This window comes from Massilia sp. Masssp94, assembly GCF_059491305.1.
Map to the genome: position 1 here is coordinate 1,745,437 of NZ_CP168501.1, position 24,843 is coordinate 1,770,279.

Consider the following 24,843-nt stretch of genomic DNA (forward strand, 5'->3'; position numbering starts at 1 on the left):
GGCTCCTGGTCGGGTCGGGCTATGAAAGTCTTGCGCCGACCGAGAGGCATCGGAGATTAACTGCGTGGTCGATGGACTATACCACCGATTGCGCTAGCCCAGATTGGCCACGCGGGCGACGGCCGCGCCCAGCTCGGCGAGCTGGAACGGCTTGCGCAGCACGGCGTCGCTGCCGATCGCGTGTTCGATCGCGCCCATGTCCGCGTACCCCGTCGCCACCAGCACGGGCAGGCTCGGGAACAGCGCGCGGGCGCGCACCGCCAGGTCGACGCCCGTCATGTCCGGCATCAGGTAGTCCGTCAGCAGCAGGCCGGGCCGGCCTCCCTCCAGTGCCGCCAACCCTTCCCCGCCGTCGCCCGCCTGCGACACGTTGCAGCCGAGGGCCAGCAGGGCATCGACGATCCCCGCGCGCACAGATTCGTCGTCCTCGACGACGAGCACGCGCAGGCCGGCCAGCTTGCGGCGGTCGACCGCGGCGGGCCGCTCCGACGCCGTGGCGTCATGCGCGGCGGGCATCCAGATCTCGATCGTCGCGCCCTCGCCCGGGACGCTGTGCACGAACGCCGCGCCGCCCGATTGCTGGGCCATGCCATACACCTGGCTGAGGCCCAGGCCCGTGCCCTTGCCCACGGCCTTGGTCGTGAAGAACGGCTCGAAGACTTTCGCCGCCACTTCCGGCGACATGCCAGGGCCGTTGTCGGACACCGCGACGCGGACGTAGTCGCCCGTCGCCAGCGTCCCGGCGGGCGGTCGTGCGCACGACGCCTGCAGGCGGATACGTCCCCGTCCGCTCATGGCGTCGCGCGCGTTGATCATCAGGTTGAGCAGGGCCATTTCCATCTGGCTCGCGTCGGCCAGCACGCTGTCCACGTCGTCGTCGACCGACAGCACGAGCTCGACACCCGCCCCCAGCACCGGCCGCGCGAGCTCCTCGACGCTCTCGAACAGTGTCCGCACCAGCAGCGGGCGCAGGTCCAGCGACTGGTCGCGCGCGAACGTCAGCAGCTGGCCCGTGAGCTTGGCGCCGCGCCGGCACGCCGCCTGCGCCGTCTTCGCGCGGGCCAGCGTCGATTCCTCGCGCGAGAACATGCCGATGAGCTCCATGTTCCCCTGGATAACGTTCAGCAGGTTGTTGAAGTCGTGCGCGACGCCGCCGGTGAAGCGTCCGAGGAATTCGAGTTTCTGCGCCTGCGCCATCGCCTGCTGCGCGCGTTCGCGCTCCATGATTTCGGCCGTGAGCCGGTCGTTGGCCTGCGCCAGCGCCCGCGTGCGCTCCTCGACGCGCGCCTCGAGGTTCGCGTTCAGCGACTCGAGCTGCGCCAGCACCTCGCGCGCCTCGTACTGGCGCCGGCGCGCGCGCAGCGCGGCCCCTGCCGCCGTGGCCAGCGTGTCCGCGCTCAACGGCCGTTCGAGCAGGAGGACGTTGCCGAGGGCGGCGAAGGTCGCCTTCAGTTGCGCCGGCGCGGCGCCGTACCGTTTGGCCAGCAGGACGACGAACGGAAAATCCGACCACGGTTCCTGTTGCGCGAGCCACTCGGCGATGCGCGCCAGGGTGCGCGCCGACAGCGCCTCTTCCGCCACGATGGCCGCCGCCGCGCCCTGCCCGATCGCTTCGACCAGCGCATCGGCACCGGGAACGACTTCGCACCCGACGCCGTCGCGCTCGACGACCCCGGCGATCACGTCGGCGTCGCGCCCGTGCGGGGCGAGGACCAGGACGCGTTGTTCGCGATGATCAGGCATTGGCGTCGGATACGGCCATCATGGGCGTCGAGCCGCGGTAGGTGGGCAAGCCCGTCAACACGCCTTCGAAGCCTTCGAGCGCGGCACCCACGTCGACGCCGTCAGGACCGAGCTGGAGCTCGTGGATGGTCAGCGCATGGTGCGCCGTCCGGCTCTTGGACACGGTGATCGCACGGCGCAGCTTGCCGCTGGATTCGAAGTAACGCAGCAGGATCGCCGCATCGCTCAGGTAGCTGAGATCGACGTCGCGCGCGCCCTCGCCGACGACGCCATGCTCGGCGAGGATCAGCGCCGTCGTGACGCCCTGCTGGTTGAGGTAGGCGAGCAGCTCGTGCATCTGCAGCAGCAGGAATTGCTCGCCGGGCATCGCCTGCAGGTAGGCGTTGAGGCTGTCGATGGCGATGAAGGCGGCACCGTCGATTTCCACGGCGTCGCGCAGCATCTGGGCGAACTGGCCCGGCGCCAGCTCGGCCGGATCGACATGGCGCACCGTCAGCAGCCCGGACTCCAGGTGCGGCGCCAGGTCCAGCCCGAGGGTGGCCGCGCGCGTGAAGAACGTCCCCATGCCTTCGTCGAAGAGGTAGTACGAGGCTTTCTCGCCCCGCTCCAGCGCCGCCAGCATGCAGCGGACCACGACGGTCGTCTTGCCGACGCCCGACGGCCCGACGAACAGCGTATTGGTCCCGGCAACGAGGCCGCCGCCCAGCAGCATGTCGAGTCCATCCGATCCCGTGGAGCGCGTCACGGGCGTGAACGCCGCCGAGTGTTCCGCCGCGACGAGCCGGGGGAAGATGCGGAGGCCGCCCGTGTCGAGGATGTAGTCGTGGTAACCGCCGCGGAACTTGATGCCCCGCATCTTCATGATATTGACGCGGCGGCGTTCCTTGCCGAATTCCTTCGCGATCTGTTCCAGGCTGACGACGCCATGTGCGATGCTGTGCAGGTGCTGGTCCGACTGGTTGGTCTTGTCGTCCAGCATCAGCACAGTGCACGCGCGCGACGCAAAAAATTGTTTGAGTGCAAGGATCTGGCGCCGGTAACGCAGTGGATTCTGCGCCAGCAGGCGCATTTCCGACAGGCTGTCGAACACGACGCGCACCGGATTGATGCGGTCGACTTCTTCCATCACGCCCCGCGCCGTCTCGCCCAGCTCGATCTCGGCCGGGTGCAGGATCGACTGCTGCGCCTCAGGATCGAGCGCCCCGTCGCTGGCCAGTTCGAAGATCGCCAGCTGGTCCAGCGACCAGCCATGGCTTTCCGCGACGGCATCGAGCTCATCGGCAGTTTCCGACAGGGTGATGTACAGCCCGGCTTCCCCCTTGGCAACGCCGTCGAGCAGGAATTGCATGCCCAGGGTCGTCTTGCCCGTGCCAGGGGTGCCTTCGACGAGGTACACCCGCTCCCCGGTCAGGCCGCCGCCGAGGATGTCGTCCAGCCCCGGCACGCCGGTGGAGACGCGGTAAGCGGGTTTGCGTGAAGTGCGGCGGGAGGCAAGCGGCTCGGTCATGCAAGTACGTCCTGAAAGAATGCGCTCTGGATGAACGCAACGGCAAGATCATTATAGGACGAATCAACCGCTCGTCAGCGCGCGGTCGACGAGCTCGATCCAGTGCGTCACCGGCGTCGCCGTCCCGGACTGCAGGTGCGCGATGCAGCCGACGTTGGCCGAGACGTATTGCTGCGCGCCCGTCGCTTCCAGGTTGGCGAGCTTGCGGTCGCGCAGGGCGTGCGCAAGCTCGGGATGCAGCACGGAATACGTGCCGGCCGAGCCGCAGCACAGATGGCTTTCCGCGCACAGCACGACATCGACGCCGGCCGCGCGCAGCACGCCCTCGACCTTGCCGCGGATCTGCTGGCCGTGCTGCAGGGTGCACGGCGGGTGGAACGCGACGCGCTCATGGATGCGGCCCGAAAGAAGCCGCGCGATCTCGCCCTCGAAGTCGCACATGATCTCGGACAGGTCCTTCGTCAGCGCCGAGATGCGCGCCGCCTTTGCCGCATACGCCGCGTCGTGCGCGAGCAGGTGGCCGTAGTCCTTGACCGTCACGCCGCAGCCGGATGCCGTCATCACGATGGCCTCGACGCCGCCCTGCTCCACGTACGGCCACCACGCGTCGACGTTGCGGCGCATGTCGGCGAGTCCCCCGTCCTGGTCGTTCAGGTGGAAGCGCACGGCGCCGCAGCAGCCGGCTTGCGGCGCTTCGATGAGCTGGATGCCGAGCGCGTCGAGCACGCGCGCCGTCGCGGCATTGACGTTCGGCGCCATCGCCGGCTGCACGCAGCCCGCCAGCACGAGCATCCTGCGCGCGTGGTCGCGCACGGGCCAGCGGCCGGGCGCGCGCGCCGGCTGCAGCTTGTCCTGCAACGCGGACGGCAGCAGCGGGCGCACCACCTGTCCCGCCCTGAACGCGGGCTTGAACAGACCGGTACGCGGCAGGAATTCCTTCAGCGTCGTGCGTTTCACCCTGTCCGCCAACGGACGCGCCACGCGTTCCTCGACCACCTTGCGGCCGATGTCGACGAGGCGCCCGTACTTCACGCCGGACGGGCACGTGGTCTCGCAGTTGCGGCACGTGAGGCAGCGGTCGAGGTGCAGCTGCGTCTTGCGCGTGGGCGTCTCGCCTTCCAGCACCTGCTTGATCAGGTAGATGCGGCCGCGCGGGCCATCCAGCTCGTCGCCCAGCAGTTGATAGGTCGGACACGTGGCGGTGCAGAAGCCGCAGTGCACGCAGGCGCGCAGGATCGCGTCGGCCTCGATGCCCTCGGGCGTGCCCTTGATGAAATCGGCGAGATTCGTTTGCATGGTCCCTCAATACATCCGGCCGGGATTGAAGATGCCGGCCGGGTCGAACCCGGCTTTCAGGCGCTCGTGGATGCGGGCGATGGCCGGCGCCAGCGGCTGGAACACGCCGACGCCTTTTTCCCCGCCGCGGAACAGCGTCGCGTGGCCGCCGCACGCTGCTACGGTCGCGCGGATGCGTTCCGCCGTCGCCGCGTCACCCGGCGCGCGCAGCCAGCGTTGCGCCCCGCCCCACTCGATCAGTTGCGGGCTGCCCGGCACGATGGCGCCGACCGTGGACGGCACGGACAGGCGCCACAACGGCATGTCCCCTGCGAAGAACGGATGCTGCTGTTCGCGCAGGCCGGCCCAGAAGCGGGCACAGTCGGGCATCACGTCGCCGCCGAGCGTGCGGATGGCATTGTCGACGGCGGCATTCGCGCCGGACAGCCGCAGCGCCAGCATGCCGTCGTGCCAGCAGCTGGCGGAGACCGGAAGCGGCTGGCCGGCCCATTCGTTCAGGTTGCGGATCGCATCGACCTCGTTCACGCCCTCGAACACGAGCGTCGCTTCGCGCGGTGCGCGCGGCAGCACTTTTATCGACACTTCCAGCAGCAGGCCCAGGGTGCCGAGCGACCCGGCCAGCAGGCGCGACACGTCGTAGCCGGCCACGTTCTTCATCACCTGGCCGCCGAACGACAGCACGTCGCCCTTGCCGTCCAGGAGCTTGCAGCCGAGGACGAAGTCGCGCACGGCGCCGCTGTTCGCGCGGCGCGGTCCCGATAAACCGCTCGCGATCGCGCCGCCCAATGTGGCTTGCGAGCCGAAATGCGGCGGCTCGAACGCCAGCATCTGCCCACGCTCCGCAAGGGCCGCTTCGATCTCCGCCAGCGGCGTGCCGCAGCGCGCCGTGATCACGAGTTCCGTCGGCTCGTAGTCGACGATGCCGGTGTAGTCGCGCGTATCGAGGACGTCGCCTTCGAGCCGCTGCCCGTACCAGTCCTTGGTGCCGCCGCCGCGGATGCGCAAGGGGCGCCCGTTGCGCACAAGTTCCTGAAAGTGTACGACGAGATTCTGCATGGTCAAAAGCGCGGCAGATCAGAAAACGGCAGCACGCCGCCGCTGACGCGCATGCGGCCCAGTTCCGCGCAGCGGTGGAGTGTCGGAATGGCCTTGTTGGGATTGAGGAGCATGCCCGGATCGAACGCGCGCTTCACCGTGAAGAATGCGTCGAGCTCCCTGGCGCCGAACTGCACGCACATCGAATCGATCTTCTCGACGCCGACGCCGTGTTCGCCCGTGATGGTGCCGCCCACTTCCACGCACAGCGCGAGGATGGCGGCGCCGAAGGCTTCCGCGCGATCGAGCTCGCCCGGCAGGTTGGCGTCGAACAGGATCAGCGGGTGCATGTTGCCGTCGCCCGCATGAAAGACGTTCGCGCAGCGCAGGCCGAACGTCGTCTCCATCTCCTCGATGCGCGCCAGCACGTGCGCGAGCTGCTTGCGCGGGATCGTCCCGTCCATGCAGTAGTAGTCGGGCGAGATGCGGCCGGCGGCCGGGAACGCGTTCTTGCGGCCGGACCAGAAGCGCAGGCGCTCGGACTCGGTCTGCGACACCGTGATCGCGCTGGCGCCGGCCTCGCGCAGCACCTCCGCCATGCGCGCGATTTCTTCCGCCACTTCGAGCGCCGTGCCGTCCGCCTCGCACAGCAGGATGGCCGCCGCGTCCAGGTCGTAGCCCGCCTTCACGAACGGCTCGACCATGCGCGAGGACGTCCGGTCCATCATCTCCAGGCCGGCCGGGATGATGCCGGCCGCGATCACGCTGGCGACCGCGTTGCCGCCCGTCGCCACGTCGTCGAACGACGCCATGATCACCTGCGCCTGCGCCGGCTTCGGCACGAGTTTCACGGTCACTTCGGTGACGATGCCCAGCATGCCTTCCGAGCCGATGAACACGGCCAGCAGGTCGAGGCCGGGCGCATCGAGGGATGCGCCACCGAGCTCGATGACGTCGCCTTCGATCGTACAGACGCGCACGCGCAGCACGTTGTGCACGGTGAGGCCGTATTTGAGGCAGTGCACGCCGCCCGAGTTCTCGGCCACGTTGCCGCCGATGGTGCAGGCGATCTGCGACGACGGGTCCGGCGCGTAGTACAGGTTGAACGGCGCGGCCGCTTCCGAGATGGCGAGATTGCGTACGCCCGGCTGCACGACGGCCGTGCGCGCATACGGCTCCACGCGCAGGATGCGGTTGAGCCGCGCCGTCGAGATCACGACGCCGTCCGCCAGCGGCTGCGCACCGCCGGACAGGCCCGTGCCCGCGCCGCGCGGAACGATGGGCACGCCCAGGTCGCGGCATACCTTCAGGATCGCGAGCACCTGCGCCTCGTCGTCCGGCAGGGTCACGACCATCGGCAGCTGGCGGTAGGCGGCCAGGCCATCGCATTCGTAAGGACGGGTGTCCTCGGGATCGGCGAGGACGGCGCGTGCGGGAAGGACGGCGCGCAGTGCGGCGGCCACCTGCCGCCTCCGCCCGGGGTCGACTGGAATCGAGGGAATCATGGAACGATTGTAAGCACAATCCCAAGGATTTGGCGTATGCTCCGGCTATCTTTTTTCGTGGGCAGGATATCAGCATGGGCAATCGACTTTCGAAGATCGCGACCCGCACGGGCGACGACGGCAGCACCGGCCTCGGCGACGGCAGCCGCACCGGTAAAGACAGCGCGCGCATCGCGGCGCTGGGCGACGTCGACGAGCTGAATTCCTTCGTCGGCCTGCTGCTGTGCGAGGAAATGCCGGGCGAGCTGCGCGAGGAACTCGTCACGATCCAGCACGACCTGTTCGACCTGGGCGGCGAGCTGTGCATCCCCGGCTACCAGCTGATCAAGGACGAGCAGGTGGCGCGCCTGGACGCGCTGCTGGAAAAGTACAACGCGGACCTGCCGGTCCTGAAGGAATTCATCCTGCCGGCCGGCTCGCGCGCCGCGTCGCTCGCGCACGTGTGTCGCACCGTGTGCCGCCGCGCCGAGCGCGCCATCGTGACGCTGTCGAAGCTCGAAACGATCAACGCGCAGCCACGCCAGTACGTGAACCGCCTGTCGGACCTGATGTTCGTGCTGGCGCGCGTGCTGAACCGCCACGCGGGCGGCAGCGACGTGCTGTGGCAGCACGAACGCAAGCGCACCTGACGGAGTGCGGATGACGACAACCTTCGACGTCCGCTTCCACGCGAATTCGTTCCACTTCCGGGGCAAGGGCCGGGTCGTCGTCGAACCCGACTTCGTGCTCGTGCGCGGCAAGATCCACAGATCGTTCCGCCTGGCCAAGCGTGCGGAACACCGGCTGCGCATGGTCGACATCGTCAACGTCCAGACGGACGGCGAAAACGTGATGTTCCACGTGCTGGGCGTGCGCGAGAATCTCGTCATCGGCTTTGCCATGAAGGACGCCGCGGCGGCGGTGCAGCTCGCCGCCCTGCTGCCGCAACGTCGCACCGAGGACTTCGCCATCGCCCACGCCGAGCGCGAGGAATTCCACGACCGGATCGATTACTGGAGTCCGTCGACGCCCGTGATCTGGACCTTGCTGGCGCTGAACATCGGCATCTACTTCCTCATGTGGCTCGTGCGCAGCAGCCTGCCCGGTGGCGTGATGGGATCGATGCTGGGCTGGGGCTGGAATTCGAACTACGATGCGGTCCTGCGCTCGGCCCAACTCGTCAACTGGGGCTCGAACCTGGGCGACAGGACGCTGCACGGCGAACCGTGGCGCCTCTTCACGTCGCTGTTCCTGCACGGGAGCCTGCTGCACCTGGCCTTCAACATGATCGCGCTGTGGCAGGTGGGCCAGCTCGTCGAGCGCCTGTTCGGCAGCCTGCGCTTCAGCGCGCTGTACCTGGTCGCCGGCCTGTGCGGCGGCATCGCCAGCGTGGTGTGGAATCCGCACGTGAACAGCGTGGGCGCGTCCGGCGCCATCTTCGGCATCGTCGGCGGCCTGTTCGCGTTCATGCGGCGCGAGAACAGCGGCATCCCGCCCACCGTCGTCAACGACCTGCGCGGCACGCTGCTGCCGTTCCTGGCGTTCAACCTGGCGGCAGGCTTTTTGTATCCGCACACTGACAACGCGGCCCACATCGGCGGCCTGATCGGCGGCTGGCTGGCCGGCCACCTGCTGGCCCGGTCGCTGCACGTGCCGGCGGAGCAAGCCACATGAGCGACGATTTCATCGGCATCTACGACGGCGCCCTCACGCCCGGGCAATGCGCCCACATCCTCGACCGCTTCGAGGCCAGCGACAAGCACCAGCGCGGCCGCACGGGCATGGGCGTGGACGTGGCAAAGAAGGACAGCTGGGACATCACCATCAGCCAGCACAAGGAATGGCACGACGTGTGCAACCTGATGGCGACGGCCGTGCGGCGCCACCTGGTCGAGTACATGGACCGCTACCGCGCTCTGCTGCTGGGCGCCCTCGCGCCGACCGTCGCGCATCCCGCCACGGGCCAGCCGGTGGCGCTCTCGCTGGACAACTTCGACGAATGCGGCCGCCCGCACCTCGATGCGCTGGTCCAGGCGATGTACCGTCTCGGCGCCATCAACCTGCAGAAGTACCTGCGCGGCAGCGGCGGCTACCACCACTGGCATTCCGAGATCTATCCGCAGAACGCGAGCTGCGAGACCCTGCACCGCGTGCTGCTGTTCCAGTTCTACCTGAACGACGTGGCGGAGGGCGGCGAGACGGCATTCCTGTACCAGGGCCGCAAGGTCGAGGCGCGCCAGGGCCGGCTGGTCATCGCCCCGGCCGGCTTTACCCACACGCACAAGGGCCACGTCGCGACGAGCGGCGACAAGTACGTGGCCACGTCGTGGATCCTGTACCGCCGCGCCGAGGACCTGTTCAAGTAGGGCGGGACGCGCCGGCCAGCGCGTCCCGCAGCGACTCGAGATCGATCGGCTTGACGAGGTGCCTGTCGAAACCTGCCTCCGCGGCGAGCCGGCGGTCGCTGTCCTGGCCGTAGCCGGTGATGGCGACGAGGAACGCGTGCGCGGTGGAAGCTTGCGCGCGCAGCTGCCGCGCCAGTTCGTAGCCATCCATGCCCGGCAGGCCGATGTCGAGCAGGCATACCTGCGGCGCCTCCGTGCGCGACCGCTCCAGCGCGTGCAGCGGATCGTGCTCGATGCTCACGCGGTGTCCGGACGCTTCCAGCAGCAGGCCGAGCGTCTCGGCCGCGTCGACGTTGTCGTCCACGACCATGATCGACAGGCCGCGTTCCTGCGCCGCCAGCGCCTCGTCGCACGGCGCGGCCGGCGCGGCGCCTGCCGCGAGGAGCGGCAGGGTCACGGTGAACCGGCTGCCCTGGCCCGGCCCCGCACTCGCGCACGAGACGGTGCCGCCGTGCAGCTCGACGAGGCTCCGCACGAGCGCCAGGCCCAGTCCCAGGCCACCGGAGGCGCGGTCCGACGTGCGCTCGGCCTGGGCGAACAGGTCGAACGCGCGCGCCGCCAGTTCCGGTGCCATGCCGATGCCGTTGTCGACGACGTCCACCACGACCTCGTTGCCCCGCACCCTGGCCGCGAGCCGCAGCCGGCCGCCCTCCTGCGTGTACTTGGCGGCGTTGTTGAGCAGGTTGGCGAGGATCTGCACGAGGCGTTTCGCATCGCCCATCACCGGCATGGCGTGCGCGGGGACGTCCACGTCCAGCTGCTGGTGCCGGGTACGGACGAGCGGCATCGCCTGCTCCACCGCGTCGGCCACGATGGCGCGCATGTCCAGCGCTGCCTCGTCCAGCTCGACCTGCCCGCGGGTGACGCGCGACACGTCCAGCAGGTCGTCGACCAGCTCCGTCATGTGGGCGACCTGGCGGCCGATGATCTCGCTCGTCTTGCGCACGAGACCCTCGTCCAGCCGCGCGCGCTGCAGCAGCGCGGCGGCCGCGCCGATGGGCGCCAGCGGGTTCCTGAGCTCGTGCGCCAGCATCGCGAGGAACTCGTCCTTGCGGCGGTCGGATTCCTTCAGCTTTTCCTCGGCCAGCTTGCGCTCCGTGATGTCGCTGGCGGCGCCGATCCATTCCTCGATGTCGCCGCGCGCGTCGAGCATCGGCACCGCGCGCGAATACGTCCAGCCCACGCTGCCGTCCAGGCGGCGCACGCGGTGTTCCAGCTCGAACGTGGACTTGGCGCGGGTCGCCGCGGCGATCGCCAGGTGGATGCGCTCCTGGTCTTCCGCCGGGATGTAGTCGTCGATCCAGTAGCGGCTCGCGTCGGCCGTGTCCTTCAGGAACCCGCGGCCATCGAGCTGGCGCAGCTGGCTCCAGTCGGGGCTCATGCGGTACACGACGTCCGCCGTCGCATTCGTCAATGCCCGGTAGCGTGCTTCGCTCTCGCGGAGTGCGGCTTCCGAACGCACCTGCTCCGTCACGTCGTTGGTCGTGTGCGAGATGCACAGGATGGCGCCGTCCGTGCCGAAGACCGGCGTGCTGACAGCGGTCCAGAACCGCTCCTCGTAGCCCGTCGCGCCGTTCGGCAGGACGACGGGAATCGGGTAGCGCTGGGCCGGCAGCCGGTCCGGCTGCCCCGTCGCCACGACGCGGGCGAGCGAACGGCGCAAGACCGTTTCGCCGGTGTCGGCCGGGTCGTCGGGGTTGCGCGGGAAGGCTTCGAACAGGCTGACGCCGACCAGCTCCTCGCGTGTGCGCCCCGACGCTTTCAAAAACGCGTCGTTGACGGCGAGGATGGTCGCCTCCGGCGTGGGCGACAGCAGGTAATGCCCGATCGGGGAGTGAGTGAAGACGGCTTCGAACAGGGCGGGGGAAAGCATGAACGGTGCTTTCGATAGTCGATGAAGCGGGATTATAGGCTTCCCGCAACGGACGCGTCGGCCGATTCGCCATAGCAAAAAACGCCACCGCCGGACGGGCCGGGATGGCGTTTTTCGGAGGGGCAAACTGCGCAGGGTCAGGTGTTGTTGACGACCAGGCGCGGTTCGCCGATGCCGAAACGTTCGCGGATCGACAAGGCTATGCCGTGCGCATCCAGGCCGACGGACGCCAGCAGCAGCGCCGGGTCGCCGTGGTCGATGAAACGGTCGGGCAGGCCCAGGATCAGCAGCGGCTTGGCGATGCCCGCCTCCGCCAGCGCCTCGGCCACGGCGGAACCGGCGCCGCCCATCGTGCAGCCCTCTTCCACCGTCACCAGGTAGTCGTGGTTCTGCGCCAGCTGCTTCACCAGTTCCACGTCCAGCGGCTTCACGAAGCGCATGTCGGCGACGGTCGCGTTCAGGCCGTCGGCCGCTTTGATGCTCGGCGCCACCATCGAACCGAAGGCCAGGATCGCGACGCCCTTGCCTTCGCGCTTGACGATGCCCTTGCCGATCTCGATGACGTCCAGCGCCGGCTCGATGACCGCGCCGATACCCGCACCGCGCGGATAGCGCACGGCGGCCGGGCCGTCGAAACGGTAGGCCGTCGTCAGCATCTTGCGGCATTCGTTCTCGTCCGACGGCGCCATCACGACCATGTTCGGGATGCAGCGCAGGTAGGCGATGTCGTAGTTGCCCGCGTGCGTGGCGCCGTCGGCGCCGACGAGGCCCGCGCGGTCCAGCGCGAACGTCACGTCCAGGTTCTGCAGCGCCACGTCGTGGATCAACTGGTCGTAGGCGCGCTGCAGGAACGTCGAGTAGATCGCGACGACGGGCTTCATGCCTTCCGTTGCCAGGCCGCCCGCGAACGTCACCGAATGCTGCTCGGCGATGCCGACGTCGAAGTAGCGGTCCGGGTATTCCTGGTTGAAGCGGACCATGCCCGAGCCTTCGCGCATCGCCGGCGTGATGCCGACCAGGCGCTTGTCGACATGCGCCATGTCGCACAGCCAGTTGCCGAACACCTCGGTGTACGTGATCCTGGTCGCCTTGGCGGGCTTGATGCCTTCGCTCGGATTGAATTTACCCGTGCCGTGGTACAGGATCGGCTCGGCCTCGGCCAGCTTGTAGCCCTGCCCCTTCTTCGTCACGACGTGCAGGAATTGCGGGCCCTTGAGCTTCTTGATGTTTTCCAGCGTCGGGATCAGGGAATCGAGGTCATGGCCGTCGATCGGGCCGATGTAATTGAAACCGAATTCCTCGAACATCGTGGCCGGGACGACCATGCCCTTCGCGTGTTCTTCCAGCTTCTTCGCCAGTTCCAGCATCGGCGCGGGCAGCATCGTCTTGCCGACGTTTTTCGCGGCCGCGTAGAACTGGCCCGACATCAGGCGCGCCAGGTAGCGGTTCAATGCGCCGACCGGCGGCGAGATCGACATGTCGTTGTCGTTCAGGACGACGAGCAGGTCGACGTCGTCCTCGACGCCCGCGTTGTTCAGCGCCTCGAACGCCATGCCGGCGGTCATGGAGCCGTCGCCGATGACGGCGATCGCCTTGCGTTTCTCGCCCTTGATCTTCGCGGCCGTCGCCATGCCCAGGGCCGCCGAGATCGACGTCGACGAGTGCGCGGTGCCGAAGGTGTCGTACTCGCTTTCGTCGCGCTTGGGGAAGCCGGACAGGCCGTTCAGCTGGCGCAGGCTCGGCATGCGCTCGCGCCGGCCCGTGAGGATCTTGTGCGAGTAGGTCTGGTGGCCGACGTCCCACACGATGCGGTCTTCCGGCGTGTTGAACACGTAGTGCAGCGCGATCGTCAGCTCGACGGTGCCGAGGTTGGACGACAAATGGCCGCCCGTCTTCGACACGGAATCGAGCAGGAACTGGCGCAGTTCATGGGCCAGCGGCGTGAGCTGGGTGCGCGGCAGCTTGCGCAGGTCGGCCGGGTCGTTGATGGTATCTAGCAGTTTCATTTATGCCTTCCGCTGCACGATCAGGTCCGCGATCTCGCGCAGCCGCAGTGCTTGTTCTCCGAACGGCGCGAGCGCGTCGTGCGCCCGCTGCCGCAATTGTTCCGCCAGCGCCTTCGACGGCGCCAGCCCAAGGATCGACACATAGGTCGGCTTGTTGTCGGCGGCGTCCTTGCCGGCCGTCTTGCCCAGCGTGGCCGAGTCGGCGGTCGCGTCGAGGATGTCGTCCACGACCTGGAACGCGAGGCCGATGGCGCGCGAGTACGCGGCCAGCGCTTCCTGCTCGTGCGATGCGAGGTCGCGGCCGGCCAGGGCGCCCAACAGCACGGACACGCGCAGCATGGCGCCCGTCTTGAGCTGGTGCATGCGTTCCAGTTGCTCGAGCGTGAGGCTGAGGCCGACGCTGTCCAGGTCGATCGCCTGGCCGCCGCACATGCCCTTGCTGCCGGCCGCCTCGGCCAGCAGGCGCAGCATCGTGACGGTGCGCGCGGCCGGGACGGTCGTCGTGCCGGCCAGCACCTCGAAGGCCTGCGCCTGCAGCGCGTCGCCCACGAGCAGCGCCGTCGCTTCGTCGTACGCCACGTGCACCGTCGGCTTGCCGCGGCGCAGGGCGTCGTCGTCCATGCACGGCATGTCGTCGTGCACGAGGGAATACACGTGGATCATCTCGACGGCGCTGGCGGCGCGCGCGAGCGCATCCGCATCCGCGCCGAACAGCGCGCCGCTCGCATGCACGAGCAGCGGACGCACGCGCTTGCCGCCGCCCAGCGCCGTGTAGCGCATCGCTTCGTGCAGCTTGGCCGGCACCTGGCTCTCAGCCGGCAAGAAGCGGTCGAGGGCAGACTCCGCGTCGGCCTGCACGGCCTTCACCCAGGCCTGGAAATCCTGCGGCGCGCTCATACGTCGTCCTCGCCGTCGGCACTGAACGGCTTGAGCATCTCGCCTTCCAGGACCTTCACCTGGGATTCGACTTTTTCCAGCTGGGCCGCGCAATAGCGCACGAGCTCGGACCCGCGTGCATACGCGGCGACCGAGGCTTCCAGGGGCAATTGCCCACTTTCCATTTGCGTCACGAGTTGGGCCAGTTCGGACATCGCCTGCTCGAAGGATTCGGGCGGTGCGGACGCCGCTGCGCTCGCGGCTGCCGGTGGTGCGGCGCTCTCCGCGTTTGTTTTATTTGGCATAATGAGTTTGATCGATTCGGGGCTGGGCGACACCATACGCAACCCGTGCGCGGCATGCCAGTCTAATCGCTTATTCTAAACAATCCTGTTTCGACATGAACGGTGCGCCTGTCGCCGCCAACTTGCAAGCAAGGATACATTTTATCGCAAAGCGCCCCGGGATTCATGAAAACGATGCCGTTTAGGCAATTTTTGAACACCCACGTACCACAACCACGAGCCGGCCCGGGACTGGAGGGGCATTTACAGGCTATAATCTCCGGTTCTGTCTCCGAAATACCGTATTCCGCTCTTTAAAGGAGCGAGAACTCCGAATTTGCGGCAGCACTGTTGGTCGGGATGCGACGCCTCGAGCGCGCCCGCTCGACCACGTTGCTGCTCGCCCTGGAAATCTCGATGCTCCCCTAAAAATACTGGTTCTCGGATTCTTTCTCTTCTTTGGCTGAAATTCTGTAAAGGGGGGTTGGGATGTCCGATCTGGCTACCCACGCCAAGCTGGCGCGTTCGCTCGCCCAGCTTCCGGTAAATGTCTACTTCGACGACGCGCTGTTGCAGCGTGAATTGCAGCAATTGTTTCTCAAGGGGCCCCGCTACGTCGGGCACGAGTTGATGGTTCCCGAGAAGGGCGATTTCGCGACCCTGAAATCGGAGAGCGAGGGTCGCATGCTGGTGCGCAACGCACAGGGCATCGAGTTGATGTCGAACGTCTGCCGCCACCGCCAGGCGCTGATGTTCAATGGCCGGGGGAACGCCAAGAACATCGTCTGCCCGTTGCACCGCTGGACCTATGACCTCAAGGGCGAGCTGATCGGCGCACCGCATTTCGCGGACACGCCCTGCCTGAACCTGTCCAGGACGCCGCTGCAGAACTGGAACGGCCTGCTGTTCGAACAGAACGGCTACGACGTGATGGACAAGCTGAAGCACATGTCCGTGACGAAGGACCTGGATTTCTCGGGCTATATGTTCGACCACGTCGAGGTGCACGACTGCGACTACAACTGGAAGACCTTCATCGAGGTCTACCTGGAGGATTACCACGTCGAGCCGTTCCACCCTGGCCTGGGCAACTTCGTCAGCTGCGACGACCTGCGCTGGGAATTCGGTCCGGACTACAGCGTCCAGACCGTGGGCGTGCACCGCGGCCTGCAGAAGTCCGGCTCGCCGGCCTACAAGGCATGGCAGGAACAGGTCCTGAAGTTCAACAACGGCCAGGCACCGAAATACGGCGCGATCTGGCTGACCCTGTATCCGAACATCATGGTCGAGTGGTATCCGAACGTGCTGGTCGTGTCGACCCTGTGGCCGCTGGGTCCGCAGAAGACGCGCAACGTCGTCGAGTTCTACTACCCGGAAGAATTCGTGCTGTTCGAGCGCGGCTTCGTGGACGCGGAACGCGCCGCCTACATGGAGACGTGCGTCGAGGACGACGAGATCGCCCTGCGCATGGACGCCGGCCGCAAGGCGCTGATGGAGCGCGGCGTGACCGAGGCGGGCCCGTACCAGTCGCCGATGGAAGACGGCATGCAGCACTTCCACGAGTGGTATCGCAGCAAGATCGACAATATTCCCCCGGGGATGTGATGGTTAGTCGCTGATGGCCCCACTCTGGATGTTGTTCGCCAGCTTCCTGTTCGCCGCCATGGGCGCGGCAGTGAAGCTGGCCTCCTCGCTCTACTCGACCTCGGAAATCGTGATGTACCGGGGTCTCATCGGCGCCCTGCTGCTGTTCCCGATGATCCGCCTGCAGGGCGGTTCGTTCAAGACCCACTTCCCGAAAGAACACCTGTGGCGCAGCGTCGTCGGCGTGGTCTCGCTGTGGATGTGGTTCTACGCGATCGCCAAGCTGCCGCTGGCGACCGCCGTGACCCTCAACTACATGGCGCCGATCTGGCTCGCCGCCTACATGTTCGTCACCGGCTGGTGGCGCGGCAAGGGCTTGCCCGAATGGCCGCTGGCCCTCGCCATCGCCATGAGCTTCGTCGGCGTGACGCTCGTGCTGCGGCCGGCCGTCGAGACGCATGAATGGGTCGGCGGCCTCGTCGCCATCGGCTCGTCCGTGATCGCCGCGATGGCCTATATGCAGGTGCGCCGCCTCGGCCAGATGGGCGAGCCGGAATACCGCGTCGTGTTCTATTTTTCCGTCACGATGGGCCTGGCGGGCCTCGTCGGCTCGCTGCTCGGCAACGGCATGAATACGTTCCGCCCGCAATCGTGGCACGGCATGGGCCTGCTGCTGGCGATCGCCGCCAGCGGCCTGGGCGCCCAGATCGCGATGACGCGCGCCTACCGCATCGGCAAGGTGCTCGTCGTCGCCAACCTGCAGTACACGGGCATCGTCTTTTCCAGCCTGTGGGGCATGATGCTGTGGGGCGACGTGTTCGACTGGCATGTCTGGCTGGGCATGGGCGTGATCCTCGTCTCGGGAATCGCCGCGACGTTCTACAATACGACGCGCACGGCGCGCGGCGCCGTCGTCAAGGAAACCGATCCCATCGCCAGCGAATAAAGGAGTGCCATGTCCAGCTTCACGACCCTGATCGAACCCGCCGCACTGGCCGCACACATGAACGACTCGAAGTGGGTCGTCGTCGACTGCCGCCACGACTTGATGAACCTCGCCGCCGGCCGGGACGCCTATGCGGCCGGCCACATCCCGGGCGCCGTCTTCGCCGACATGGAGACGCAACTGTCGGGCGCCAGGCGCGACGCCGCCGGCAATTTCCGTGGCCGCCATCCGCTACCGGAGCAGGACGCGTTCATCGAGCTGCTGCGGGGCTGGGGCGTGGACGACGACACGCAGGTCGTCGCGTACGACGCGCACGGCGGCATGTACGCCGCGCGCCTGTGGTGGATGCTGCGCTGGGTCGGCCATGGCGCCGTCGCCGTGCTGGATGGCGGCCTGCCCGCCTGGCAGGCGGCGGGCCAGCCCGTCGTCACCGACGCGCCGGCCCCGCGCGCCCGCGGCAGCATCGCTTCCCGTCCGACCCTCGTGACGACGGTCGACGTGAACGCGATCCTGCACAACGTGGAACACGGCGGCAAGACCATCGTCGACGCGCGCGCGCCCGACCGCTTCCGCGGCGAGAACGAAACGATCGACCCGGTGGGCGGCCACATCCCGGGCGCGAAGAACCGCTTCTTCAAGGACAACCTGCAGGCGGACGGCCGCTTCAAGGCGCCGGACCAGCTGAAAGCGGAATTGAAAGTGGCGGTGGGCGATCCGCAGGACGCCATCATGCAATGCGGTTCCGGCGTGACCGCGTGCCACAACCTGCTCGCGCTGGAAGTGGCCGGGATGCCGGGTGCGGCGCTGTATCCGGGATCGTGGAGCGAGTGGACGGCGGATCCGCGGCGCGCCGTGGCGACGGGCGCCGCGTAAACATCGTCAGTGACTGAAGTCGTACGGCGCCGGCAAGAAATCCGCCAGCGTGAACAGCACGACCGACAGCACGAGGGCCACGACCACGTAGGCGAAGCGCGACGGCTTGTCGCGCAATGCTGCAATCCATTCACTCAAGAGCTTCGCCATACCGGCCTCCGTTCAGCTAACGGCCCAGCATAGGTCGCAAGGAATCGCCCTGTCAACCGCAGGGCGCAGCGTTTAGTATCTTAATGGCCGTGCGTCAGGACCAGCACGATGACGACGCCGAGGCCGATCAGCAGGACTTGCGGAATGGATTCGCGCACGGTGGCCCGGCGCTGCATCTGCGGCATCAGGTCGCTCACGGCGATGTAGATGAAGCCGGACGACGCGAACACCAGCACGTACGGAATCAGGTCGCTGGCGCGGTCCAGCGTCGCATACCCGAGTATCCCGCCCAGCACGGCCAGCAGGCTGCACAACAGGTTGAACACGTAGGCGCGCACGCGCGAGAAGCCGGCGTTCAGCAGCACGATGAAGTCGCCGATCTCCTGCGGGATCTCGTGGGCGATGATGGCCACGCCCGTGACGATGCCCAGTTGCGGATTGGCGAGGAAGGCGGCCGCGATCAGGATGCCGTCCGTGAAGTTGTGCATGCCGTCGCCGATCAGGATCATCCAGCCCGCGCGCCCGGCCTGGCGCGCGTCGTGGCCATGCGCGTGATGGTGCCCGTCGCCCTCGTGGTGGTGCGAATGGCGCAGCAGCGCCACCTTCTCCAGCAGGAAGAACGCGAGCAGGCCGCCCAGCAGGGTGGCGAACAGCGCATGCGTGTCGGCCTTCGACTCGAACGCTTCCGGCAACGCATGCAGCAGCGACGTCGACAGCATGATGCCGACCGACAGGCTGACCATGCGTTCGACGACCTTCGACAGCAGCGTAAAGGAAAACACCGCGGCGGCCGTGATGCTGACCACGCCCGCCAGGCCGGTGGCCAGCAGGATGGAGATGAGAATCGGGTCGATCTGAAAGCCTCTTCTTTTTCTGGGGGCGTGCGGACGCACACGCCCCGGGCGCAAACCGTTGATTGTAACCCGACGGGCGTGCCGCCGTCAGCCGACGCCGTGTTCGCGGAACCAGGCCAGCGCGCGCGCGAAGCCGTCGCGGGCATCCTTCGCGTTGTAGCTCGGGCGGTAGTCGGCGTAGAAGGCGTGGCCCGCGTCCGGGTAGACGACGATCGCGGAATCGCTCGTCCCCTCGCCCAGCGCGGCCGTCATCCGTTCGACCGTGGCGACCGGGATGCCCGTGTCCTTCGCGCCGTACAGGCCGAGCACGGGCACGGTGAGCGTGGACGCGACGTGGATCGGGTGCGCCGGCTGGCCCGGCGGATTCGGATCGGCCACCAGCTTGCCGTACCACGCCACGGCCGCCGTCACGCGCGGGTTGTGCGCCGCGTACAGCCACGTGATGCGCCCACCCCAGCAAAAGCCGTTGACGCCGAGCCGGTCGATATCGCCGCCGTTCTCGCCGGCCCACGCGACGCAGGCGTCGATGTCGCCCATCACCTGGGCGTCCGTCACCTTGCGGATGATTTTTGCCAGGATCGTGGCCATGTCGGGGAGCGTGGACGGATCGCCCTGGCGGATGAAGAAGTCGGGCGCTAGCGCGAGATAGCCCTGTTTGGCAAAGCGGCGCGCGACGTCGGCGATGTGTTCGTGCAGGCCGAAGATCTCGGACACGACGATCATCACCGGGAGCTTGTCCCGCCCCGCCGGACGGGCGACATAGACGGGCACTTCCTGGCCGCCGACGGCCAGGCGAATGGTGCCGACGGCCAGGCCGTCGGACTCGGTGTGGATCACGGACTGCGCCGCGATGGGTTGGGCGGCCGCCGCGAAGCCGCTTGCGTTGTCGTTCATCGCCTTCCTTCGTTGGGTCTTGAAAGGCTTGCTATCTTAGCAGCGGCGGCGGCGGCGCGCTTGTTCAGGGTGCCAGCGTGAAATCGACCTTGGTTGCATTGGCCGTCGAGATGTCGACGAGGTCGATGGCCTTCGTCGTGTAGCCCGTGCCGGCCGCCTCGACGCGGTACTTGCCCACGCCCGGCAGCACCGTCGTCGCTGCCGTGAAGGTCAGCGGCAGGGTCGCGCTGTAGACGGCGTACCGCGGCGCCGTCACCGGCAGGTTCGCGATCACGTACGCACCGGTGGAAATATCGGCGCCGGCATACTTGACGGTCACCGTCGGGCCGGCGGCGAACGTCTGCTTCGCCGACACATAGGCCGCTTCGGTGGCGTTCGCCGGCAGGGTCACGGTGCCCGCAATAGCTCCCGTTGCGCCGGCAGGCAGGTCGAGCGGTGCGCCCGTGGTGCTCAGCACCGTGCTGCCGCTGGCCGCCACCGGCACGGCGCCGACCACGCCCGCCGCGTGGCCGTCGGCCGTGATCACCACGTCGTAGTTGCCGGTCGCAAGGTGCGACAGGAAGAATTCGCCCGTCGTCGCATTCGGCACGGTGGACGCGATCACGACGCCGTTCTGCTGCGCCGACACGGTCACGTGGCTGCCCAGCAGCGACGCGGCGACGACGCCGGAGATGCCGACGGCGGCCGTCGGCACGACCTTCACGACGGGTTTCAACAGGTAGCGGCCCTTCCCTTGCGTGACCACCGATTTGCAGGCGTCGAAGTCGAGCACGAGGTCGACCTGCTGGCCGGCCGCGACATCGAATTCCCTGGTCAGCTTGATGCCGCTCTGGGTGGCGCTCGGCGTCACCAGCGCCTGTTCGGTGCCGCCCGTCGGCACGACGGTATTCGCGTTCGCGTCCAGCACGAGGCGCAGCTGCGAATAGTGGCCGGCGGGCAGCGGCGTCTGGCCCAGCGTGTCGAGCACGCCGTTGGTCAGGTTCAGCAGGTTGATCTTCCGGGCCGGGTCGAGGGTGATGTCGGTCCAGCCCGCGTCCGTATCGCCCGCGCTGGCGCTGGCATTGACGCGGACCTTGCTGACCGTGACGTTGACGGCATCGAAACCGCAGGCCGGCGCATCGGTCAGCGCGACGCTCAGGGTGCCCGTGGACGCGGTCGTCGCCGGTCCCGGCGTACCCGAACCGCCGCCTCCGCCGCCGCAGGCGACGAGAGTGGTTGCGATCAGAGCGCTGCCTGCCAGCAGCCCGGCTTGGTGGAATGTCTTGTTCATGGTGTGTGCCTTGTATGGATGCCCGCCTCATCACGGACGGTACATACAATCTACATTCCGGTCGGAAATTTTTATGTTAAGCAACGCACATTGAAACGTCTGCTTACACCTGAAGCATCTTGTAGCCGGGAAAACATACTGAACAAGATATGTTTGACAACATAATATGGCTGAGTATTCTGCATGGCACTCACCCACTTGCGAGGACCACCATGAATACTTCCATCACCGTCAACGGCATGCAGATCCACGTGGAAGAACACGGCAGCGGCAAGCCGCTCGTGCTGCTGCACGGCGGGATCATGGCCAGCGAAGCGTTCGGCCCGAACATCGCCGCGCTGGCCGAGGGCCGCCGCGTGATCGCCATCCACCTGCAAGGCCACGGCCACACGCCGGACGTGGACCGCCCGCTGCGTTTCGAAACGCTGGCGGACGACGTCGCGGGCGTGATCCGGGAACTCGGCCTGGGCAAGGCCGACCTGCTGGGGTATTCGTTCGGCGGCGGCGTCGCGCTGCAGACGGCGATCCGGCATCCGGACGTCGTCGACCGGCTGATCGTCGTGTCGGCGGCAGCCGGCCGGGACGGTTTTTATCCGGAAGTGCGCATGGCCTTCGACCACATGGACACGCAGGCCGCGCAGATCGGCGCGCACGTTGCGCAGTCGCCGCTGGGCAAGCTGTATCCGGCCGTGAACTGGGAAACGGCTTTCCGCAAGATGGGAGAATTGCAGAGCCACGACTACGACTGGATGCCGCAGGTGAGTGCCATCCAGGCGCGGACGATGCTGGTGTTCGCGGATGCGGATGCGATCACGCTGGAACACATCGCCGGGTTCTACAAGGCGCTCGGCGGCGGGCAGCGCGACGCGGGGCTGGATGGGTCATTGCGCGCCGCCGCCCGGCTGGCCATCGTGCCGGGGACGACGCATTACAATTTGCTGGCGACGACGGAAGTCGCGCGGTTGGCCGGGGAGTTTTTACAGGCTCAGTGAGCCTCCTCCCAGTTCGTTCCAACACCGGTTTCGGCCACCAGCGGCACCTTCAGCGTGGCCACGCCGCCCATCAGTTCCGGCAGCTTCCGCTTGACGAGTTCCAGCTCCTCCTGCGGCACTTCCAGCACCAGTTCGTCGTGCACCTGCATCACCATGCGGGTGCGCAGGCCGTCTTTCTCGATCCAGTCCTGCACGGCGATCATCGCAAGCTTGATCAGGTCCGCCGCGGTGCCCTGCATCGGCGCATTGATCGCGGCCCGTTCGGCGCCGGCGCGGCGCGGGCCGTTCGGCGAGTTGATCTCCGGGAGCCACAGGCGGCGGCCGAACACCGTCTCGACAAAGCCCCGCTCCTTCGCGAGCAGACGGGTCTCGTCCATGTAGCGCTTGACACCAGCGAAGCGCTGGAAGTAGCGCTCGATGTAGTTGCTCGCGGCGCCCCGTTCGATGCCCAGGTTCTGCGCGAGGCCGAACGCGCTCATGCCGTAGATGAGGCCGAAGTTGATGACCTTCGCGTAGCGCCGCTGCTCGCTCTGCACTTCTTCCGGCGGCAGGCCGAAGATCTCGGCGGCGGTGGCGCGGTGGATGTCCTCGCCGGCCGCGAACGCGCGCAGCATCGCCTCGTCTTCCGAGATGTGGGCCATGATGCGCAGCTCGATCTGCGAATAGTCGGCCGACACGATCACGCTGCCCGCCGGCGCCACGAACGCTTCGCGGATGCGCCGGCCTTCGCTCGTGCGCACGGGGATGTTCTGCAGGTTCGGATCGTTCGACGCGAGGCGGCCCGTGATGGCGACGGCCTGCGCGTAGTTCGTGTGCACGCGGCCCGTCTTCGGGTTCACCATCTTCGGCAGCTTGTCGGTGTACGTCGACTTCAGCTTGGAGAGGCCGCGGTGCTCCAGCAGGATCTTTGGCAGCGGATAGTCTTCCGCCAGCTTTTGCAGCACTTCTTCGTCGGTGGACGGCGCGCCGGTCGCCGTTTTCTTGATGACGGGGAGCTGCAGCTTGCCGAAGAAGATCTCGCCGATCTGCTTGGGCGAGCCGAGGTTGAACGGGCCGCCGGCCAGTTCGTAGGCCTGCTGCTCCAGTTCCATGATGCGCGCGGCCAGCTCGTTCGACTGCGCCGCCAGTTTATCCGCGTCGACCAGCACGCCGTTGCGCTCGATCTTCTGCAGCACGACGGACGTCGGCAGCTCGATGCTGCGGTAGATATAGTCCAGGCCCTTGTCGCTTTCCACGTGGCCGATCATCGCGTGGTGCAGGCGCAGGGTGATGTCCGAGTCCTCGGCCGCGTACTCCGTCGCGCGGCCCAGCTCCACCTGGTCGAAGCAGATCTGGTTCACGCCCTTGCCGCACACGTCGACGAAGGGAATCGTCGTGTAGCCCAGGTGGCGCAGCGCCATCGTATCCATGTCGTGCGGCTTGTGCGATTCGAACACGTACGACTGCAGCAAGGTGTCGTGCACGATGCCGCGCAGTTTCACCCCGTGGTTTTCGAAGATGTGGCTGTCGTACTTGAGGTTCTGGCCCAGCTTCGGCTTGTCCGGATTTTCCAGCCACGGCTTCATGCGCTCGAGGACCTCTTCGCGGTTCAGCTGCTCCGGCACGCCGGCGTAGCGGTGCGCGAGAGGGATGTACGCACCCTTGCCCGCCTCCACCGACAGCGAGATGCCGACCATCTCCGCCGTCATCGGGTCGAGCGACGTCGTCTCCGTGTCGACCGACGTCAGCTCGGCTTTATCGATCAGCGCCAGCCAGCGCTCGAACTGCTCCTGCGTGGTCACCGTCTCGTACTCGCCTTTGATAATCGGCATGCCCGGTTGCGTACCCGCCGCGCCTTCCGGCGAATTCAGCGCGGGCGCACCGGACGCGCCGGGCATGCCGTACTTGCCCGCGTTGCCGGGGCCGATCTCGCGCAGCATCGTTTTGAAACCGTAGCGCTGGAAGAAGTCACGCAGCGCGTCCTTGTCCTCGGGACGGCCGATGAGGGTCTCTTCGATCGACACCACGTGACCCGCCAGGTCGCAGTCCGTCTTCACGGTGATCAGTTCGCGGCCCTTCGGCAGCCAGTCCAGCGCGGCGCGCAGGTTCTCGCCGACGGCGCCCGTGATCGACGCCGCGTTCTCGATGACGCCGTCCAGCGAGCCGTGCAGGGTCAGCCACTTGAGGGCCGTCTTCGGGCCGCACTTGGTGACGCCGGGGACGTTGTCGACGGTGTCGCCGATGAGGGTCAGGTAGTCGATGATGCGGTTCGGCGGCACGCCGAACTTGGCCAGCACGCCCGCTTCGTCGAGCTTTTCGTTGCTCATCGTGTTGATCAGCATGACCTTGTCGTTGACGAGCTGGGCGAGATCCTTGTCGCCCGTCGAGACGACGGTGTTCAGGCCGCGCGCCGTCGCCTGCGCCGCGAGCGTGCCGATGACGTCGTCCGCTTCGACGCCCTCCACCATCAGGATCGGCCAGCCCATGTGGCGCACGACTTCGTGGATCGGCTCGATCTGCCTGGCCAGGTCTTCCGGCATCGAGGCGCGCGTCGCCTTGTATTCGGGATACAGGTCGTCGCGGAACGTCTTGCCCTTCGCGTCGAACACACAGGCAATGTACGCGGCCGGGAAGTCCGCGCGCAGGCGGCGCAGCATGTTGACCATGCCGTGCATCGCGCCGGTCGGGTAGCCGTCCGGGCTGCGCAGGTCGGGCAGTGCGTGGAAAGCGCGGTATAGATAGCTGGAACCGTCGACGAGAAGCAGGGTGTTGTCCATAGGGCAGAGTAAAAA

The 24,843-nt window shown here is 67.3% G+C and carries 21 protein-coding genes; 7 read left to right on the forward strand and 14 right to left on the reverse strand.

The genetic code is table 11. The annotated features are described in order from the left end of the window. Nucleotides 1-93: 93 nt before the first annotated feature. From ACEN9G_RS07635 to ACEN9G_RS07655, 5 genes are all read right to left on the reverse strand, one after another. A complete protein-coding gene (locus ACEN9G_RS07635) occupies nucleotides 94-1,743 on the reverse strand; it encodes an ATP-binding protein (protein WP_413339599.1) in 1,650 nt (549 codons plus the stop codon). After that, on the reverse strand, nucleotides 1,736-3,250 hold the full coding sequence (locus ACEN9G_RS07640; RefSeq protein WP_413339601.1) for an ATPase domain-containing protein: 1,515 nt from the start codon (nucleotides 3,248-3,250) through the stop codon (nucleotides 1,736-1,738). Before ACEN9G_RS07640 ends, ACEN9G_RS07635 begins: the two co-directional genes overlap by 8 nt. Nucleotides 3,251-3,313: 63 nt before the next feature. Further along, complete coding sequence (gene glcF, locus ACEN9G_RS07645) at nucleotides 3,314-4,546, reverse strand: glycolate oxidase subunit GlcF (RefSeq protein WP_413339603.1); 1,233 nt, start codon at nucleotides 4,544-4,546, stop codon at nucleotides 3,314-3,316. A 6-nt stretch (nucleotides 4,547-4,552) separates the two neighbouring features. Next, a complete protein-coding gene (gene glcE, locus ACEN9G_RS07650; RefSeq protein WP_413339605.1) occupies nucleotides 4,553-5,602 on the reverse strand; it encodes a glycolate oxidase subunit GlcE in 1,050 nt (349 codons plus the stop codon). Between the two features lie 2 nt (nucleotides 5,603-5,604). Continuing rightward, on the reverse strand, nucleotides 5,605-7,086 hold the full coding sequence (locus tag ACEN9G_RS07655; protein WP_413339607.1) for an FAD-linked oxidase C-terminal domain-containing protein: 1,482 nt from the start codon (nucleotides 7,084-7,086) through the stop codon (nucleotides 5,605-5,607). Between the two features lie 74 nt (nucleotides 7,087-7,160). Here ACEN9G_RS07655 and ACEN9G_RS07660 point away from each other — a divergent pair, with 74 nt between their 5' ends. Genes ACEN9G_RS07660 through ACEN9G_RS07670 form a run of 3 tightly spaced genes read left to right on the forward strand, consistent with a single transcriptional unit; the run spans nucleotide 7,161 to nucleotide 9,431 of the window. Continuing rightward, complete coding sequence (locus ACEN9G_RS07660; protein ID WP_413339609.1) at nucleotides 7,161-7,715, forward strand: cob(I)yrinic acid a,c-diamide adenosyltransferase; 555 nt, start codon at nucleotides 7,161-7,163, stop codon at nucleotides 7,713-7,715. Nucleotides 7,716-7,725: 10 nt separating this feature from the next. Continuing rightward, complete coding sequence (locus tag ACEN9G_RS07665; protein WP_483126539.1) at nucleotides 7,726-8,739, forward strand: rhomboid family intramembrane serine protease; 1,014 nt, start codon at nucleotides 7,726-7,728, stop codon at nucleotides 8,737-8,739. Continuing rightward, nucleotides 8,736-9,431, forward strand: coding sequence for a 2OG-Fe(II) oxygenase (locus tag ACEN9G_RS07670; protein ID WP_413339615.1), 696 nt, complete (start codon nucleotides 8,736-8,738; stop codon nucleotides 9,429-9,431). Before ACEN9G_RS07665 ends, ACEN9G_RS07670 begins: the two co-directional genes overlap by 4 nt. Here the strand turns inward: ACEN9G_RS07670 and ACEN9G_RS07675 are convergent. The 4 genes from ACEN9G_RS07675 to ACEN9G_RS07690 all read right to left on the reverse strand — a co-directional run bounded on the left by ACEN9G_RS07675 (nucleotide 9,424) and on the right by ACEN9G_RS07690 (nucleotide 14,440). Next, nucleotides 9,424-11,343: a PAS domain-containing hybrid sensor histidine kinase/response regulator gene (locus ACEN9G_RS07675; protein WP_413339617.1), complete on the reverse strand. Its 1,920-nt coding sequence runs from the start codon at nucleotides 11,341-11,343 to the stop codon at nucleotides 9,424-9,426. The genes ACEN9G_RS07670 and ACEN9G_RS07675 overlap by 8 nt on opposite strands. A gap of 137 nt (nucleotides 11,344-11,480) precedes the next feature. Then, nucleotides 11,481-13,349, reverse strand: a complete 1,869-nt coding sequence (dxs, locus tag ACEN9G_RS07680; RefSeq protein ID WP_413339619.1) for a 1-deoxy-D-xylulose-5-phosphate synthase — start codon at nucleotides 13,347-13,349, stop codon at nucleotides 11,481-11,483. Then, nucleotides 13,350-14,246 (reverse strand): polyprenyl synthetase family protein, encoded by an 897-nt coding sequence (locus ACEN9G_RS07685; RefSeq protein ID WP_483126540.1) that lies wholly within the window; start codon nucleotides 14,244-14,246, stop codon nucleotides 13,350-13,352. It abuts the gene before it with no gap. Then, nucleotides 14,243-14,440, reverse strand: coding sequence for an exodeoxyribonuclease VII small subunit (locus ACEN9G_RS07690; RefSeq protein WP_495605552.1), 198 nt, complete (start codon nucleotides 14,438-14,440; stop codon nucleotides 14,243-14,245). Before ACEN9G_RS07690 ends, ACEN9G_RS07685 begins: the two co-directional genes overlap by 4 nt. A 558-nt stretch (nucleotides 14,441-14,998) precedes the next feature. Here ACEN9G_RS07690 and ACEN9G_RS07695 point away from each other — a divergent pair. From ACEN9G_RS07695 to ACEN9G_RS07705, 3 genes are read left to right on the forward strand one after another with little or no spacing between them, the layout of a single operon-like run. Next, nucleotides 14,999-16,114: an aromatic ring-hydroxylating oxygenase subunit alpha gene (locus tag ACEN9G_RS07695; RefSeq protein ID WP_413344744.1), complete on the forward strand. Its 1,116-nt coding sequence runs from the start codon at nucleotides 14,999-15,001 to the stop codon at nucleotides 16,112-16,114. Between the two features lie 13 nt (nucleotides 16,115-16,127). Beyond that, the gene (locus ACEN9G_RS07700) at nucleotides 16,128-17,039 is read left to right on the forward strand and encodes a DMT family transporter (protein ID WP_413344745.1); all 912 of its coding nucleotides are present in this window, start codon (nucleotides 16,128-16,130) and stop codon (nucleotides 17,037-17,039) included. 9 nt (nucleotides 17,040-17,048) lie between these two features. Continuing rightward, nucleotides 17,049-17,912: a sulfurtransferase gene (locus tag ACEN9G_RS07705; RefSeq protein WP_483126541.1), complete on the forward strand. Its 864-nt coding sequence runs from the start codon at nucleotides 17,049-17,051 to the stop codon at nucleotides 17,910-17,912. 6 nt (nucleotides 17,913-17,918) lie between these two features. On the opposite strand, the gene ACEN9G_RS07710 is transcribed toward ACEN9G_RS07705, so the two are convergent. The 4 genes from ACEN9G_RS07710 to ACEN9G_RS07725 all read right to left on the reverse strand — a co-directional run bounded on the left by ACEN9G_RS07710 (nucleotide 17,919) and on the right by ACEN9G_RS07725 (nucleotide 21,080). Then, nucleotides 17,919-18,062 carry a hypothetical protein gene (locus tag ACEN9G_RS07710; RefSeq protein ID WP_156403652.1) on the reverse strand — a complete coding sequence of 48 codons (144 nt, stop codon included), beginning with the start codon at nucleotides 18,060-18,062 and terminating at the stop codon, nucleotides 17,919-17,921. A gap of 80 nt (nucleotides 18,063-18,142) precedes the next feature. Further along, nucleotides 18,143-18,844: a ZIP family metal transporter gene (locus tag ACEN9G_RS07715; RefSeq protein ID WP_229411932.1), complete on the reverse strand. Its 702-nt coding sequence runs from the start codon at nucleotides 18,842-18,844 to the stop codon at nucleotides 18,143-18,145. Between the two features lie 159 nt (nucleotides 18,845-19,003). Further along, nucleotides 19,004-19,810: a dienelactone hydrolase family protein gene (locus ACEN9G_RS07720; RefSeq protein WP_413339748.1), complete on the reverse strand. Its 807-nt coding sequence runs from the start codon at nucleotides 19,808-19,810 to the stop codon at nucleotides 19,004-19,006. A 64-nt stretch (nucleotides 19,811-19,874) separates the two neighbouring features. Continuing rightward, complete coding sequence (locus tag ACEN9G_RS07725) at nucleotides 19,875-21,080, reverse strand: DUF4382 domain-containing protein (protein WP_413339750.1); 1,206 nt, start codon at nucleotides 21,078-21,080, stop codon at nucleotides 19,875-19,877. 212 nt (nucleotides 21,081-21,292) lie between these two features. Between ACEN9G_RS07725 and ACEN9G_RS07730 the strand changes: the two genes are divergently transcribed. Beyond that, nucleotides 21,293-22,072 carry an alpha/beta fold hydrolase gene (locus tag ACEN9G_RS07730; RefSeq protein WP_413339752.1) on the forward strand — a complete coding sequence of 260 codons (780 nt, stop codon included), beginning with the start codon at nucleotides 21,293-21,295 and terminating at the stop codon, nucleotides 22,070-22,072. Here ACEN9G_RS07730 and polA read toward each other — a convergent pair. After that, nucleotides 22,066-24,828 (reverse strand): DNA polymerase I, encoded by a 2,763-nt coding sequence (gene polA, locus ACEN9G_RS07735; RefSeq protein ID WP_413339753.1) that lies wholly within the window; start codon nucleotides 24,826-24,828, stop codon nucleotides 22,066-22,068. The two genes, ACEN9G_RS07730 and polA, sit on opposite strands and share 7 nt — an antisense overlap. Nucleotides 24,829-24,843 lie beyond the last annotated feature (15 nt).

What these genes read in the sequence shown, in the direction of transcription:
- ACEN9G_RS07635 (WP_413339599.1), bottom strand. Translation starts at nt 1,743, where the DNA reads ATGCCTGATCATCGCGAACAACGCGTCCTGGTCCTCGCCCCGCACGGG.
- ACEN9G_RS07640 (WP_413339601.1), bottom strand. Translation starts at nt 3,250, where the DNA reads ATGACCGAGCCGCTTGCCTCCCGCCGCACTTCACGCAAACCCGCTTAC.
- glcF (WP_413339603.1), bottom strand. Translation starts at nt 4,546, where the DNA reads ATGCAAACGAATCTCGCCGATTTCATCAAGGGCACGCCCGAGGGCATC.
- glcE (WP_413339605.1), bottom strand. Translation starts at nt 5,602, where the DNA reads ATGCAGAATCTCGTCGTACACTTTCAGGAACTTGTGCGCAACGGGCGC.
- ACEN9G_RS07655 (WP_413339607.1), bottom strand. Translation starts at nt 7,086, where the DNA reads ATGATTCCCTCGATTCCAGTCGACCCCGGGCGGAGGCGGCAGGTGGCC.
- ACEN9G_RS07660 (WP_413339609.1), top strand. Translation starts at nt 7,161, where the DNA reads ATGGGCAATCGACTTTCGAAGATCGCGACCCGCACGGGCGACGACGGC.
- ACEN9G_RS07665 (WP_483126539.1), top strand. Translation starts at nt 7,726, where the DNA reads ATGACGACAACCTTCGACGTCCGCTTCCACGCGAATTCGTTCCACTTC.
- ACEN9G_RS07670 (WP_413339615.1), top strand. Translation starts at nt 8,736, where the DNA reads ATGAGCGACGATTTCATCGGCATCTACGACGGCGCCCTCACGCCCGGG.
- ACEN9G_RS07675 (WP_413339617.1), bottom strand. Translation starts at nt 11,343, where the DNA reads ATGCTTTCCCCCGCCCTGTTCGAAGCCGTCTTCACTCACTCCCCGATC.
- dxs (WP_413339619.1), bottom strand. Translation starts at nt 13,349, where the DNA reads ATGAAACTGCTAGATACCATCAACGACCCGGCCGACCTGCGCAAGCTG.
- ACEN9G_RS07685 (WP_483126540.1), bottom strand. Translation starts at nt 14,246, where the DNA reads ATGAGCGCGCCGCAGGATTTCCAGGCCTGGGTGAAGGCCGTGCAGGCC.
- ACEN9G_RS07690 (WP_495605552.1), bottom strand. Translation starts at nt 14,440, where the DNA reads ATGTCCGAACTGGCCCAACTCGTGACGCAAATGGAAAGTGGGCAATTG.
- ACEN9G_RS07695 (WP_413344744.1), top strand. Translation starts at nt 14,999, where the DNA reads ATGTCCGATCTGGCTACCCACGCCAAGCTGGCGCGTTCGCTCGCCCAG.
- ACEN9G_RS07700 (WP_413344745.1), top strand. Translation starts at nt 16,128, where the DNA reads ATGGCCCCACTCTGGATGTTGTTCGCCAGCTTCCTGTTCGCCGCCATG.
- ACEN9G_RS07705 (WP_483126541.1), top strand. Translation starts at nt 17,049, where the DNA reads ATGTCCAGCTTCACGACCCTGATCGAACCCGCCGCACTGGCCGCACAC.
- ACEN9G_RS07710 (WP_156403652.1), bottom strand. Translation starts at nt 18,062, where the DNA reads ATGGCGAAGCTCTTGAGTGAATGGATTGCAGCATTGCGCGACAAGCCG.
- ACEN9G_RS07720 (WP_413339748.1), bottom strand. Translation starts at nt 19,810, where the DNA reads ATGAACGACAACGCAAGCGGCTTCGCGGCGGCCGCCCAACCCATCGCG.
- ACEN9G_RS07725 (WP_413339750.1), bottom strand. Translation starts at nt 21,080, where the DNA reads ATGAACAAGACATTCCACCAAGCCGGGCTGCTGGCAGGCAGCGCTCTG.
- ACEN9G_RS07730 (WP_413339752.1), top strand. Translation starts at nt 21,293, where the DNA reads ATGAATACTTCCATCACCGTCAACGGCATGCAGATCCACGTGGAAGAA.
- polA (WP_413339753.1), bottom strand. Translation starts at nt 24,828, where the DNA reads ATGGACAACACCCTGCTTCTCGTCGACGGTTCCAGCTATCTATACCGC.